The following is a 14,667-nucleotide window of genomic DNA, read 5'->3' on the forward strand; positions in this document are numbered from 1 at the left end:
TAGTGGCCTCACCATGACGGCACAGGTTAAAAAAGGCAAATTGCTGTGGGAAGAAAACTTCAACGGTAAAGCCCTTAATGAAAAAGTGTGGAACTACGAGCTGGGTGACGGCTGCCCTAACATATGCGGGTGGGGCAATAATGAGCGACAGCTTTATACAACTACCAATCATACCCTTAAAGATGGGAAGCTCATCATTACGGCAAAAAAGAAGGCGACAAGTATACTTCTACCCGTATTACCACAGCCGGTAAAAAGAGTTTAAGTATGGCTATATTGAGGCACGCGCAAAATTGCCTGTAGGTCAGGGAATATGGCCTGCATTCTGGATGCTGGGCTCCAACATTAAGCAGGTTGGATGGCCAATGGCCGGTGAAATAGACATACTGGAATATGTGGGTAAAGAGCCGCACATGGTATTCACATCACTGCATACCAAAGACAGCCATGGCGAGACCATTAATACAAAGAAAACGGCTTTCCCAACTATTGAGGAAGGGTGGCATACGTATGCCATAAACTGGACAAAAGATAAAATTGAATTTTTTGTAGATGACAAAAGCGTGTACACTTTCGCTCCGGAAAACAAGACTACAGAAGTTTGGCCTTTTAACCAGCCGTTTTACTTTATTGTAAACGTAGCTATCGGCGGAAATTTTGGCGGGCCGACAGTAGATGACAGCATATTTCCTCAGGAATTTATGGTTGACTACATACGTGTATATGCCAACTAATAATAGTTTTTATATCAAAATTTGTTTAAGTTAGTTTCCAAAAAAGGCGCCCTATTAGGCGCCTTTTTTATTGAGTAAGCTTTATCAATGCGGAAGTTTATTCTTAAATAATCCGTAGATGAAGGTTCCGAGCAATGCACCTATAAGCACTATACCTATTCCCCAAAAACCTGCACCAATAAGAATATATATCGGGCCAGGGCAGGTACCAACAAGCCCCCAGCCTAAACCGAATATCGCTCCGCCTACAAGATAAGATGTGAAAGCTTTTTCCTTATCAGGAATAACAATAGGCTGGCCTGTAATGTCTTTTACATTATTTCGTTTTATCAACTGTATACCAATCACACCGGTAATAACCGCCACACCTATTATACCATACATATGGAACGACTGGAAATGGAACATCTCGTAAATGCGATACCAAGAAACAGCCTCACTTTTTGTAAGTACAATACCGAATACAATACCTACCAGCAAAAATTTTATAAACTTCATATTAATTCAGTATTAGAGGCAATAGCAGCCATGACATTAATAATCCCCCCGCAAAAAAACCTATCACAGCAATAAGAGATGGCAGCTGAAGATTGCTCAGCCCAGTAATAGCGTGGCCTGATGTACATCCGCCGGCATAGCGTGTACCAAAACCAACTAACAGCCCGCCTATGAGCAATATCGCTAATACTTTTGGCGACTCCAATGCTTCAGCGCTTGTAAGCGCATCTGGTAAAAGCTTACCGTTGGGTTCATCAACATTCATCTGGCGAAGTTCGGCAACAGTCTGCGGGTTTATCTGTACGCCGTTCCCATCGCTTAGATATGTAACTGCAATCCATCCTCCAATGGCAGCGCCCAGTATCACCACAAGGTTCCAGCGCTGAGCTTTCCAGTCAAATTTAAAAAAGTCGGCGGCTTTGTCTGCACCAAGCATCGTACACATTGTACGAAGGTTTGAAGACATACCGAATGTCTTGCCGAAATAAATCAGCGCCAGCATCACAGCGCCTATTAAAAAGCCCGATATATACCATGGCCAAGTTCCGTAAAAGCTATACATAGAAATAAATTTCAACAAAAATAGTTATTTTGGAAGGTACGGCACATTTATTACCTTTGAAATACAAATCACTGTCATGAAAAAATTTCTTTCTCTTCTTACCATACTTGTAATTGCCACCTCATGCATCAGCACAAAATCTACCCTTAAAAATGTAGATGACAAGGCGCCTATGCCTGCACTGTCAAAAGAAAAAACATTTGTTATTACTGAGATGAGCAGCGATAAAAACTATGGCTATGACCAGGATTATCCCGTAAATCTCGGCTTTATGCCTGCTCAGGCCGCAGAGATAAACGTAAAGCGTTATTTTGGGGCGCTATCCGGCCCAAATGGCGAAAAACTCACCTACACTAAAGTTGATACCTGCTGCCCCTTCCCTTCCCCAAAAAATGAGATGGGTGCGGGCCTGCTTGATATATATGAAGTAACCTGGCCGGGCCTTAACAAGCCGCACCGCATTTACATCAACCTGTATGAGCGCGGCAAAATAATGGCTCCGAAGGGTTTCGGTATACGTGAAATCAAGTAACAACAAAGGCCTCTGTTTAAGAGGCTTTTATTTTTATCTTTGCACAACAATTATAACACACAACATGAACTTAAAAGACATTCCACAAATAAAACATACAGGCAGCGGTAATTTCTTCCTCCTTGCAGGACCATGCGCTATTGAAGGCGAAGAAATGGCACTGCGAATAGCAGAAACAACCGTAGCAGTGACTGACAGGCTGAAAATACCATATATATTTAAAGGCTCATTCAAAAAAGCAAACCGTTCGCGTATAGACAGTTTTACCGGGATTGGCGACGAAAAGGCATTGCGCATACTCGAAAAAGTAAGTAAAGAATTCGGTGTACCCACAGTTACTGACATACATACCAATGAAGATGCGGCCATGGCGGCAGAGTTTGTTGATGTATTACAGATTCCGGCTTTTCTCGTTCGACAGACCGACCTCGTTGTGGCTGCCGCAGAAACCGGGAAAACCGTAAACCTGAAAAAGGCCAGTTCATGAGCCCTGAAAGCATGAAGCACGCTGTGCAGAAAGTACTTGACTGCAATAACGATAAGGTAATGATTACTGACCGTGGTACAATGTTCGGCTATCAGGATATGATTGTTGATTTTCGTGGAATCCCGACAATGAAGCAATTTGGCTCTACTGTGCTTGATGTAACACATTCACTGCAACAGCCCAACCAAACTGCAGGCGTTACAGGCGGAAGGCCGGACATGATTGAAACCATAGCCAAAGCGGGTATTGCCGTAGGTGTTGACGGTATTTTTATTGAAACGCATTTTGACCCGGCTAATGCAAAGAGCGACGGTGCCAACATGCTCCACCTTAACTACTTTGAAGGCCTGATGGAAAAGCTTACAGCTATACGCGAGACGATAAATAAGTTTTAGTTGATTTGTTGCTTCGTTAATTTGTCAATTTGTCGACATTTATCTGAAACCGTTAATTTGGTTTTAAAACTGGCAATTGCGATATAAAATCTTTCTACCTTCATACTATAAAACTTACAAGTATGAGATGGTCAGGCAGAAGGCAGAGCGGCAACGTTGAAGACAGGCGCGGCATGAGCGGCGGTAAAATAGTAGCCGGCGGCGGTATAATTGGTGTGATTGTACTACTGATAAACATGTTTATGGGTGGGGATAATTCGGCCATCATAAACGATATCCAGAACCAGATACAGCAGCAGGCCCCGGCAGGTGAAACGCGGGAACTTACCTCTGAAGAACAAAAGATGGGTGAGTTTGTAGCGACTGTACTAGCCGACACTGAAGATGTATGGGATAAGATTTTCCGTGAAAACGGAATGACTTATGAAAAGCCAAAGCTTGTATTGTTTACTGATGGTGTACAAACAGCATGTGGCAACGCGTCTTCAGCATCAGGACCTTTCTACTGCCCTCTTGATAAAAAGGTTTATATGGATTTGGCTTTTTTTAATGAACTTCAAACCCGGTTTGGCGCCAAAGGCGGAGACTTTGCTATAGCTTATGTTATAGCCCATGAAGTAGGCCATCACGTACAAACACTTTTAGGCACATCAACCAAAGTAAGGGAAATGCAGCAACAGACCAGTGAGGCCGGAGCCAACCGCCTAAGCGTTGCGCAAGAGCTTCAGGCAGATTTTTATGCTGGCCTTTGGGCACATTACAATGAAGAAATGAACAATGTACTTGAAGAAGGTGACATTGAAGAAGCCCTGAGCGCTGCCAATGCTGTTGGTGATGATGCCATACAAAACCGGACACAGGGCCATGTAGTGCCGGATTCTTTCACACACGGAACATCTGAGCAGCGGATGTACTGGTTTAAGAAAGGATTTACCACAGGAGATATTAAACAGGGTGACACATTTGCCGAATTGAGATAAAAATTAGCCTAATATTTCAGGCTTTTTTATTGTGATAATCAGCGTGTTAAATTTTTAACTAAAAAATATTAGGAGAAAGCAAAAATAAGCAAAACGGTTAAGACCGTTCATATACAGTGGTTTATAAAACGTGAGGCAAAATTTGGAAGTAGGTGTCCGACAAGTTTTGAGCTTAAAATGCCAAGGTTAGGTTACTAAATCGTTACTGAATACAACCAACCGAATGAAGATATAAAAACCTATATTTCAGTCATTTGCATCGCTTTTCATATTCCCTTGTAACTCAATGAAAGTTAATTTTAAACATTAAACAATTGAGTTATGGAACAAGAAAAAAGATCCACGTTCAAGCTGCTTTTCTACCTGAAAAAGAATGAACCTAAGAAGAATGGGAACGTCCCTGTTATGGGGCGTATCACTATTGACGGACACCAAAATCCTTTAGTACCAAACTGGACATAAACCCCAATAATTGGGATTTAAAGCACGGAAGGGTTTTGGGCAAAAGTGCCCAGGCGCTGAGCACCAATCTTAAATTGGATAATATACGGGTGCGTATCAATAATATTTACGATGATATGCTCAAAGATGAAGGCTTTGCAACTGCACAAAAAGTAAAGCTATCATTTTTGGGAGTTGGTGTTATGGATGATGCCATCCTTAAAGTATTCAAGGACCAGAATGAGAATTTTGAAAGAATGGTCAGCAAGGGCAAGCGTTCTCAAAACACCTTTAATAAATATAAGACTGTCTATAATCACCTTTCCGAATTTATCAAAGAACGCTATCACAGGGAGGATATGGCGTTTCGGGAACTTACCTCAGACTTTATCCGGAGTTCGATTTCTTTCTGCGCATAGATAAGGAATGTACGCATAACACAGTTTGGGTTTATACCATGCCGGTTATTGCATTGGCGGAACTGGCGATAAAAAAGGCTTGATTCGACAAAACCCTTTTGAGGATTATGAAATCAGCATGGAAGAAACTGATCGCAGCTATCTTTTAAAAGAGGATGTAGAAAAGTTAATGCTTCTAAAACCGTCCAAGTCCAAATACGAACTTTTAAAAGACCTCTTTATTTTCAGTTGCTTTACAGGGCTTTCTTATATTGATATTCAAAAGCTGAAATGGAGCAACATACAGTCTTTCTTTGACGGACACCAATGGATCATTAGCAGAAGGAAAAAATCAGACGTTGCTTCAAACGTTCGCTTATTGGAAATTCCGAAACGTCTTATTGACAAATACAGGGGTGTTACCCGTAATGAGTATGTTTTTCCCGTTCCTTCCAATGCTACCTGCAATAGCCACGTAAAGAAACCTAATAGAGGAAGCGGAAATTATTACAGAACAGAAAGTAACTTTCCATACTGCACGTCACACATTTGCTACCATGTTCCTGACCGAAGGTGTGCCACTTGAAAGCCTTAGCAAAATGATGGGCCATAAAAATATTTCTACCACACAGATCTATGCCAAGATCACAAGTCAGAAAATCAGTAAGGATATGGATTTAGTATCACATAAATTCGCGGGTATGGAAGCCGCATTTATTGACATGGAAGGAGATGTTCTTGTTTAAAAGCCATTATTTCGTGGTATAAATTTGAAGCAGGACTTATCCTGCTTTTTTATTGGCGATATCAAGACCTAAGCCACATTAAATTCGACCGTTATTTTTTAAATTTACGTAGAGAAAGTAAATATAAGCCACCTTCTAAAAGAATTTAAAAAATAACGAGATAATGGAAGAAATTGACCTTACAAAAATTAAATATTACCCAGACAGGTTTTACATCTGCTTGGATGGATTTGATGTTAACAACCTGACTACGTTCATAACGGATCTGCAAATTGGTCAGCAGCAGTCTATATTCATTCATGAATATTACCATTACCTTACCAACATTGCCACGCTACCTGGTATCCGCCAGTTTAACCTCAACTTTTGCGACAGGTTTCGTGCATCAACCATCTTAACAGCCAGAGAAGGGATCAATGCCTATCCAATCAATGCCAATACTTTTGAAAGCTGTGAGGATATGATAAAATACTGGAATGATGTTACAGCCATACTTGATGAAGACGATATTGACTATAAGGTTGTTGAGGACACAAACAATACCACGACTAAAAAATTCGGGATTGCATCCATAGAAAGAACAAATAGACCAATGGAAGTAGTTGTGGATGGGGTAATACATAATGGGGAAAGACATTTTATTACCATCCATACTACTGGTCTTGTCAACGTGCATAGCTTTAACCTGACATTTGGAGCAATGGACGAATTTTTGAGTTCCGCAATTGATGAATACCTTTTTGAAAATGACCTTTCGGACATTAACCCCAGTATGCTTAGTCAAAGGCCCTTTTATCCTTACTGTTTTTTTGAAGAACTGCTTTCATACTATGGCATAAGAAGACCCTCAGCATTTGAAAAAATCCTTATTGCTTACTTTGCCCTGAACTCATCGAATCCTCCGGTAATACTGATTGACATACTGGAAAAACTAAAGGACGGTGGCTATGAGCAATTTCAGACAGATCCGGAAGCATATTTACTTTCCAACTTTTTGGAAGCCCCCCAGTACAATGCAGTCCTTGACAATATAAAATCCTTTGCAGATGAAACGTCCCGCCAAGGTCGTATTCATATCTCCCAGGCATTGAAATATTACTACGACAAATTCTATCTTGCACAGAAACTAAAGGAAAAAGACTTTTTTTATTTTGTCAGACCATTTTTTGCTACCGGTGAGGATACCATCAGGTACAAACAGAAATTTCTCCTGGAGCTTTCCAGATTAATAAACCTTTTTACACCTCCTGTCATACTTAAAGACAAACAGTTTAGGTACGTTGATAAATTAACCACATTCGGTGAAGCTACGGTTTTGATATTGGCTACCTACGAAATTTTTGAAAGCATCAGGACAAATAGGATTGCATCAAGGCCAGCACACCAAAAAGCGAAGTACGCATTCCCTGATGGCGATCCCGATTGCGACAATTTTGAAAAATTCACCCCGCCACCCATCTACGGTATAGTATTCAGGCTTGCCCTCAACGAGCTGAACCTGTATGGCCCATATCTAAGGGAATTGGAACGCCTAAAACAGAATATCAGCTAAATATGGGTATTTCAAAACGACACCATTATATCCCACAGTTCCTTATCAAGAGATTTGCCGATGAGGACAATATGCTGTACCTGTATGATAAGGAAAAGGGAACCTTTGTAAAGGAGAAGAGAAGCCCAAAATCGGTTTTCTTTGAAATGAACAGGAATACCCTTGATTTTGGAGATACATTAAATGATAATCTTGAAAAGTTGTACGCTGAGCTTGATGAAAAATTTTCGCGTGATCTTAATGAAATTATTAAGTCCGAAAACATAAGCGAGGAAGGGCTGATGTCTTTACTGATAATGGTATCTTCATTAAAATGGCGGTTGCCCGTCAATGATAAATTGTTTGATGAAAAGGATAATCATTATACATACGATAAGCTGCCAATCTCGATAAAGGTCATAAATGACGATGGTTCTCAAAACAAAGAGGCAATTGAACATCTGCTCAATTCCGAAATTTTCAGCCGGACAAAACGCCTTATTTTCCCGTTCCTGCCATTCTATGAGAACGCTGAAATAACACCTGATAAATTATTGAAGCTGCATCAGAATAGTTATATTAATACAAATGACAAAATCACATCTATCCTGGGTGATTCGCCACTGATTGAAAGTAATAGTTCTGATATAGAGGATTTCGGAAATTTCATTTTACCTCTTGGGAATAAGGAAACTTTTATTTGCAACGATTCGGGCGATAAAAAAGTTAACAGTATCGCTTTCTATCTCAATAAGGATCTGGCGATATATCACCAGGCAAAAAAGTACGTGGTCTGTCGTGATAAGAATCACCTAGTTTCTATAATTAACACCTACCATACTGTACAGGGTGCCGGACAGGTAAATCTTATTCACGAACACATTTTTAAGTTCACTTAAATTCTTCTCAACATAACTGAGCCGGGGCTAAAAGCCCCGGCTTTTTTTATTACTGCACATTTTTCTTCATGGCTTTCACAGCCACTATTTCTGAAGCAATATTTCAAATATTCAATCTAGAAAATTTCTGTATTCCGATTACACGGGACCGTTTCCTAATGCCTTTTCCACCTGCTTCCACATAGTTTTTATTCAAGAGCCAGTATGCCGCTTTTGTTCCATTTTAAGAGCAAAGGTATGATCGTGTTCTTAACCCAGAAACAAGGTCATGCCCCTTGGGTTTGCCAAAAAATCTCCACCCATGCGGGTCGTATTTGTTTGGCAAAACCTTGTTCCTGCTAAACACTAACCTTTTATGCTCGTGAAACGAAACAAAGCATACTCCGGCTCTTTAGACGAATAAAAAAATGTCAGCAATGGAAAAATATAGCATTGAAAACGGTAACAGAGTGAAACGAAACTTCAGCACCTCCTCTCATTACCGAATAAATATAAAAAAATCAAATAAGAACAAATTTCATAACGCAAAAAAGTAGAAAACATGAACATCACAGGAAGACTGACAAGAGATGCGGAAGTACGCACAACGTCACAGGACAAACAAGTAGTAAACTTTTCGATAGCGACCAACGACAGCTACCGTAACAAACAGGGCGAACGCATAGAGCAAACAACCTACTTCGACTGCTCATACTGGATAAGCCCCAACGTAGCGAAGATACTCACCAAAGGCACATTGGTAGAGCTGACAGGCAGGGTAAGTGCTAGGGCGTGGACAGGTAATGACTGAGAAGCACACGCAGGATTAAATTTCCATACCTCAAACATCAGACTGCACGGAGGGGGCAAGAAATCAGAAACCGCACAAACTACCACAGGAACAAGCAACAACAAGTCAGAGGGCGACCTCCCATTTTAACAACGAATATTTCAAACATTTAAAATCATTTTATCATGGCACATAATATCAATTTCAACGAGAGAACAGGGCGTTATTCATTCTTTAGCGTACAACAAAAAGCGTGGCACGGTTTAGGACAAATCGTGGAGCAATACCCTACAAGCGAGGAAGCTATCAAATATGCAGGGTTAGATTATGAAGTCGTAAAATCTCCATTGTTTACAAAAGGTTCGGACATTATGGAAACCACCAATGGCATAGAGATAGGCAGTACTGAATTAGAAGTGCCTAATTATTACGCTAACATTCGCACCGATAACAATAAAGTATTGGGAGTAGTCGGCAAGGATTACCACATTGTATAAAACCGTGAAGCCTTTAATTTCTTTGATGCTATTGTAGGCGGTGACGAGGGCATTCTGTACGAAACCGCAGGAGCATTAGGCAACGGAGAACGCATTTTCATCACAGCCAAACTGCCCGACTATATTCGTGTGGGTAATGGCGATGATGTTACGGAAAAGTACATTTTCTTAACCACTTCGCACGATGGTAGCGGAAGTATCACAGCCGCATTTACACCAATCCGTATTGTTTGCCAAAACACTTTAAACGCTTCATTACGCAATATGACCAATGTAGTCCGTATCAAGCACACTTCGGGAGCAAAACAACGTATCGAGAACGCTCACAAGATTATGGGACTTGCCAACACATTGAGCGACCAATTAGAGGGGATTTTCAACAAATGGGCAAAAGTAAAGGTAACAGACCGTGAAGTTCAAAAGCTAATCCAATTGGCACTTTGCCCGAATAAGGAAACGCTTGACCTACTCAAAAAAGGTGCAGAAGATGAAATTTCCACCGTGTTCAAAAACACCGTAGAGGATGCCTTTGCATACGCAATGATAAGCGACACCCAACAAATGGACACTACCAAAGGCACATTGTTCGGAGCGTATAATGCGGTTACTGGTTACTATCAGAACGTAAGAAAGTACAAAGACGATGAAGCCAAGTTACAGAGTATTGTACTGGGTGGAACTGCTCAACTCAAGTCACAGAAAGCATTTGAATTGTGTAATGGCTTTGCATTAGACGGAGCAGAAATCTTTAATCTCAATTAACTAACAACAGGCTACCGCCTTAATGGTGGTAGCCTTACAAATTTCAGAACTATGAACGCAAATTTTTTCAATCAGATAGCACAGTTGGACTTTACAGGAGTTTTACAACTAAACATAGCCAAAGGAGCAGAAAGCAACCTAATTGTATCAGTAATACTCAACAACGAGCAATGCGGAGATAACGCCAAAAACCTCATTCCCCCATTAACATTTAACGCCACACCACAGGAGTTTGACGAGGGATTTTTTCAGCAGATAACCACACCTATACAAAAGGCTTCGGGCTTAATGGTGGATATGGAAGTATTTATGAAGCAATTGGAAGAAGCTAAAAAACAATCAGCAATGGAGAAAGAAAAAGCAGAGAAAGAGAAAAAGGAAAAGGAAACTAAAGACAAGAAGTATAAAGAAGGTCTTGCAAAGGCTGACGAACTGGAGAAAGAAGGCAAATTCCGTGATGCGTGGATGAAAGTACCCGATATAACGGAGTTCCCCGAAAAAGCGGACGAAATCCGTAAACGCAAAACGGAATTATCGGAGAAGTTTTCAACACCGAGCCTTTTCGGAGCAGAGTAAACCAATTGTTTAACACTTAAAACGAACATTATGTTATTAGCAACGCAATTAGAAAGGGTATTTATACTCAACGATAAAGGACAGCAAATTAAACTGACCGACCCAGAACCCAAATGGAGCGTGGAAGCCGTGATGAATTTCTATGCAAATTCTTATCCGATACTGACCACTGCCAAAGTATCCGCCCCTGTTATCCGTGACGATACAGTACAGTACCGATTTGAGAGCGTAATGGGAACGAAAGGTTAAACCAAAAATCAAAAAAATAAATTATGCAACGCAATATCATATCGGGCATCATCAAAACCCCACAGCAACCCAAACAGCGGACTTTGCACAAACAATTGGGCGAGTTCGCAGACTGGATGCAAAGACCAAAGGACGCAAACGAGATACGGAAAGACAAATTGAAAGCCGTACCGATAGCCATGTTATCAATGGTTTTCTAAGATGTTCATTCCTTCCGAAACTGCAAGAAGCGGAAACGGCACAAGCTTGTAAGAAATCTGAAAAAACGGAGAGGGATTTTTACCAGTCCCTTTCCAAACTTGCAGGACATTACGGCATACAACCCATGCAGTCCAGGCAATACGGCTATCCCTACAATATCGCTTTGGCATTAGATGATACAGAAGAACAGTTAAGGAAAAAGTTTCGTGATTGGGAAGAAATACGTTTGATACAGGATAGTAAGAAAACTTATTTCGTTAGCGAGGAACGGTACAATACAGGTGCAACCCTGTATTATATTCCTGTAGTGCCGTTGTACCGGCTATCCAAGAACCCTAACCGTAAGCAAGCCGTACAGCTATTGCAGTCCGTGTGCGCCTACCTGTACCACATTGCAGATGTTCCTTATTATCGGCAGAAAAGCAGTTACCTGTATTGGATGTATGAAATGGTAACGGAGTGGATTGTATGCGATGATGAGAACGAGGACACGCCAACCTATTTAAACGAGATTAGGCAAGCAGAACAAATAGGCCAACGTATGGAGCAGAAGATTTACAACGGGCAGAATTTGAGCCGATTTAAAGAGCGTTTAAGTGCCTTTGAAATCAAAGACAGCTTTGACCAAGATTGTTACAAACTGGCAAGCCAAGCCTTTGCCCTGTATGGACAATTCCCGACTGCCACCATAAACCGCAATGCCCTACCAAACGGAGAAGCTAACGAAGAAGATATGGAAAATAGTATAGGGATGGAAAAGTATGTTTCCTTTTGTGCCGATGCGAAAGGTATTTTGTTTCAAACACTTTTCGACAGCGTGAACACCGAGTTGCAGGAATACGGACAGATGGAAGAACCCACCATTGTAAAACAGTTTGATGGTAGTGACATTACGACCAATACCCTTGAATTTGAAAACCGTGTTTTTGCCTTAATTGAGGAATTGATATACATACTGAATAACTTTTAGATACACAAACATGAAAGATATAACACAAGACTTCGGAACGCTTTACCACCCTTTATCGGCTTTGGTTTTTTACCAAACCAAAGGGAATAATAAATACACCTATGTAGAACATTTTGATATGGACAAGAACGGTAATCCTGTCAACGCCCATCCTTTGACCGAAAGAGAAGCCAAAGTATTGGCAAAAGCACTCAATACCAAAAAGGAAAAGAGCAAGGCATTTTTAAAATCTAATACTGTGCGACGAGCGAAGCCGGTGCGTATTGGGAAATAAAACCAAAAAATGGTGACGTAATTACACTATCACATTATGAGTTAAAACCAAACGCAAAAGTGAATAGCCTTATTATAATGAAGGATAAGACTGTCAATCCAAAAATTCAGCATCAACTGCAAGAAGTTTATTATTTACTCGAGGATTTCTTTGTTGACGCATACAGCTTAGAAGTAGATAGAAGCAGACCCAGAGATTATTTTCAGTGCATTATTGTCTTCTGAGCAATTATTTTATCCTGTAGTATCAGACCAAAACTTTGAAGCTATAATTTATCCAAGTGTTCAGAAAAAGAAATTCGGTGAAAACTTTGCAATCAGAAATGAACTGCTACTTGATCGGTATAATCTAATTGGCGTTGAAACTCGTTTTATTCTTGATGAATATGAAAATCTGGATCCGTCTTCAGAAGAAGTTACGACGGATCAAGTTATTGGTTCATTCGGAACAACTGAATTTGTTTTAAATCAGGAAAGATACTTTATAATGAGAAGGCAAATGAAATATTTAACCTTTTCAGAATGATACAAACAGGGCCTAATAAACAGGTTCGGTATGAACACGAAGGTATTCCAAAAAATATTGCATTCAACTTATCACCTAAGAAAGAGGAAAAACCCAAAATGGGTTCCATGAGCTTAAAAATTGGAAGAAACGAACGGATAAGTGTTGTATATCAAAATGGGACACGGAAAGATGATGTTAAATACAAGACTGTAAAAGATGATATTGAAAATGGAAATTGTAAGATCACAAAATATTAGACTGACAGTTAATTTTACACTTAAAAGGTAAGGTAATGAGATTGTAAGAAGCTGTTTGTTGAAGCATTGAAAGTATTGTAGCTAAAATAAGAATAATCATGTTTGAAGTTAGTCATAGAACAGAAGTGGTAAAATGCCCGAATCCTTTGTGTAAAGAAAATATCCAATTGTCAATTGGGAAAGTACCGGGCGGTGTTAACGATAGTGGAGGGTGGATATTGCAGTGTGATAATTGCAGTACAAAGTTTCCTTATAAGGTAAAGGAATCCGGACGATTATTCTTCTGTGAAATCAGGAGCAACGATTTTAGATTCATGGGACAATGATGTTCCGGAGTCAAAAATGATGGCGTTAAAAAAACATGACTTAGATAGTTTCCCTGAAGATTTTAGTTTCGACAACTTACTATTTGTTCAAACGGGAGAACCTGAAAAATCTACTTTTAGCGATATTGAAGAAAATATCTTTTTCTGTCCAGGATGCAAAACACATCTTGAACCAATCTTGTATGCTCAACTTTCTGATAAGCTACCCTCGATAAACAAGTCTATAAATTCATACTTAAACTATTACCTCAAAGGAAGAGCTGGAAACCCGGACAGTATCATTGTTGTAGTAGATTATAAATGCGCTTGCGGATTTAACACGAAAGGAGTTTTATATAAGGACTTTAAAGAAAGGGAATTGCCTATAGAGGAAGAGCATGAACTAATACTGATAGATGTGATAGGTGCAGATTTGGAGTTCACAATAGATGGCGTTTACGATAGGGATGATTGCCTGTCAATTCTTCAGAAGCTATTAATAAGATGGCAGGTTTACTACAATAAAGTTTTCTTAGCAGTTCCATTTATTGGTTTTGACTTTAAGAATAGCGAAGCACAACGTGTTGAGCTTTGGAATTGGATACTAAAAAACACAATTCCGCATAAAACAACTTTGCTAACGAGAAAAGCGACCCTTACATCTTTCCTTGAAGGTTCGGCTAATACAGGTGTGAACATTAATGTTCTTAAAGATTACGGGCTTTTAAATCCAACTGTAGATGAACTCACTGATAAGAAGGCTTTGTTCAAACGTGATTTTCATGCAAAATTCTATGCGGGTTTTGATAGAAAAAACGCTGAGGTCTTAGTAGGTTCCTTTAATATACATGAGGGCACTTATGTGGAGAACATTCACTTTAAGTCGTATGATTTTGGCGACTTTTTCAGAAAGTATATTCTCAAAATGAATATTATTTTCGATCCGAGAGTTATTGATGACAAAGGTGAATTTCTATTGATTAGTGAACATGGGGAGGACGGAAAAGAATTTATTGCGAAAGTCGAACACTATACAACTTCGAGGCGTGAAAAGATTTATGAATTGATTACTCCAAAGTGAATTAAGAAAACAATAC

13 protein-coding genes and 6 pseudogenes are annotated in these 14,667 nt (G+C 39.9%); 17 read left to right on the top strand and 2 right to left on the bottom strand.

Translation table 11 applies throughout. The features are described from left to right. The first annotated feature begins 13 nt into the window (after positions 1 to 13). Positions 14 to 734, top strand: a pseudogene (locus LRS05_RS12065) (family 16 glycosylhydrolase). Between the two features lie 84 nt (positions 735 to 818). Here LRS05_RS12065 and LRS05_RS12070 read toward each other — a convergent pair. Next, positions 819 to 1,232: a DUF6691 family protein gene (locus LRS05_RS12070; protein ID WP_257868555.1), complete on the bottom strand. Its 414-nt coding sequence runs from the start codon at positions 1,230 to 1,232 to the stop codon at positions 819 to 821. 1 nt (position 1,233) lies between these two features. Next, positions 1,234 to 1,794, bottom strand: coding sequence for a YeeE/YedE family protein (locus LRS05_RS12075; RefSeq protein ID WP_257868556.1), 561 nt, complete (start codon positions 1,792 to 1,794; stop codon positions 1,234 to 1,236). 76 nt (positions 1,795 to 1,870) lie between these two features. Between LRS05_RS12075 and LRS05_RS12080 the strand changes: the two genes are divergently transcribed. The 16 genes and pseudogenes from LRS05_RS12080 (at position 1,871) to LRS05_RS12155 (ending at position 14,651) form a co-directional block, all read left to right on the top strand. After that, the gene (locus LRS05_RS12080; protein WP_257868557.1) at positions 1,871 to 2,326 is read left to right on the top strand and encodes a 2-dehydro-3-deoxyphosphooctonate aldolase; all 456 of its coding nucleotides are present in this window, start codon (positions 1,871 to 1,873) and stop codon (positions 2,324 to 2,326) included. A 64-nt stretch (positions 2,327 to 2,390) separates the two neighbouring features. Then, a pseudogene (kdsA, locus tag LRS05_RS12085) lies at positions 2,391 to 3,208 on the top strand (3-deoxy-8-phosphooctulonate synthase). A gap of 122 nt (positions 3,209 to 3,330) precedes the next feature. After that, positions 3,331 to 4,188, top strand: a complete 858-nt coding sequence (locus LRS05_RS12090; RefSeq protein ID WP_257868558.1) for a neutral zinc metallopeptidase — start codon at positions 3,331 to 3,333, stop codon at positions 4,186 to 4,188. A 321-nt stretch (positions 4,189 to 4,509) separates the two neighbouring features. Beyond that, positions 4,510 to 5,773: pseudogene (locus LRS05_RS12095) on the top strand (site-specific integrase). Between the two features lie 163 nt (positions 5,774 to 5,936). Then, positions 5,937 to 7,325 (top strand): hypothetical protein, encoded by a 1,389-nt coding sequence (locus LRS05_RS12100; protein WP_257868559.1) that lies wholly within the window; start codon positions 5,937 to 5,939, stop codon positions 7,323 to 7,325. A 2-nt stretch (positions 7,326 to 7,327) separates the two neighbouring features. Beyond that, positions 7,328 to 8,203, top strand: a complete 876-nt coding sequence (locus tag LRS05_RS12105) for a DUF4238 domain-containing protein (protein ID WP_257868560.1) — start codon at positions 7,328 to 7,330, stop codon at positions 8,201 to 8,203. Between the two features lie 541 nt (positions 8,204 to 8,744). Beyond that, positions 8,745 to 9,122, top strand: a pseudogene (locus tag LRS05_RS12110) (single-stranded DNA-binding protein). 35 nt (positions 9,123 to 9,157) lie between these two features. Next, positions 9,158 to 10,231: pseudogene (locus LRS05_RS12115) on the top strand (DUF932 domain-containing protein). A gap of 51 nt (positions 10,232 to 10,282) precedes the next feature. After that, the gene (locus tag LRS05_RS12120; RefSeq protein ID WP_257868561.1) at positions 10,283 to 10,807 is read left to right on the top strand and encodes a PRTRC system protein E; all 525 of its coding nucleotides are present in this window, start codon (positions 10,283 to 10,285) and stop codon (positions 10,805 to 10,807) included. A gap of 30 nt (positions 10,808 to 10,837) precedes the next feature. Further along, the gene (locus LRS05_RS12125) at positions 10,838 to 11,056 is read left to right on the top strand and encodes a PRTRC system protein C (RefSeq protein ID WP_013406998.1); all 219 of its coding nucleotides are present in this window, start codon (positions 10,838 to 10,840) and stop codon (positions 11,054 to 11,056) included. 23 nt (positions 11,057 to 11,079) lie between these two features. Then, positions 11,080 to 11,256, top strand: a complete 177-nt coding sequence (locus tag LRS05_RS12130) for a hypothetical protein (RefSeq protein ID WP_257868562.1) — start codon at positions 11,080 to 11,082, stop codon at positions 11,254 to 11,256. A 125-nt stretch (positions 11,257 to 11,381) separates the two neighbouring features. Further along, positions 11,382 to 12,227, top strand: coding sequence for a hypothetical protein (locus LRS05_RS12135; RefSeq protein ID WP_257868563.1), 846 nt, complete (start codon positions 11,382 to 11,384; stop codon positions 12,225 to 12,227). A 10-nt stretch (positions 12,228 to 12,237) separates the two neighbouring features. After that, a pseudogene (locus LRS05_RS12140) lies at positions 12,238 to 12,456 on the top strand (PRTRC system protein B); the annotation flags it as partial. A 258-nt stretch (positions 12,457 to 12,714) separates the two neighbouring features. After that, positions 12,715 to 13,026 (top strand): hypothetical protein, encoded by a 312-nt coding sequence (locus LRS05_RS12145; RefSeq protein ID WP_257868564.1) that lies wholly within the window; start codon positions 12,715 to 12,717, stop codon positions 13,024 to 13,026. After that, positions 13,023 to 13,265 (top strand): hypothetical protein, encoded by a 243-nt coding sequence (locus tag LRS05_RS12150; protein ID WP_257868565.1) that lies wholly within the window; start codon positions 13,023 to 13,025, stop codon positions 13,263 to 13,265. Before LRS05_RS12145 ends, LRS05_RS12150 begins: the two co-directional genes overlap by 4 nt. Before the next feature lie 285 nt (positions 13,266 to 13,550). Further along, complete coding sequence (locus tag LRS05_RS12155) at positions 13,551 to 14,651, top strand: hypothetical protein (protein ID WP_257868566.1); 1,101 nt, start codon at positions 13,551 to 13,553, stop codon at positions 14,649 to 14,651. The last annotated feature ends 16 nt before the right edge of the window (positions 14,652 to 14,667 follow it).

Source organism: Flavobacterium sp. J372, from assembly GCF_024699965.1.
Lineage (GTDB): Bacteria > Bacteroidota > Bacteroidia > Flavobacteriales > Flavobacteriaceae > Flavobacterium.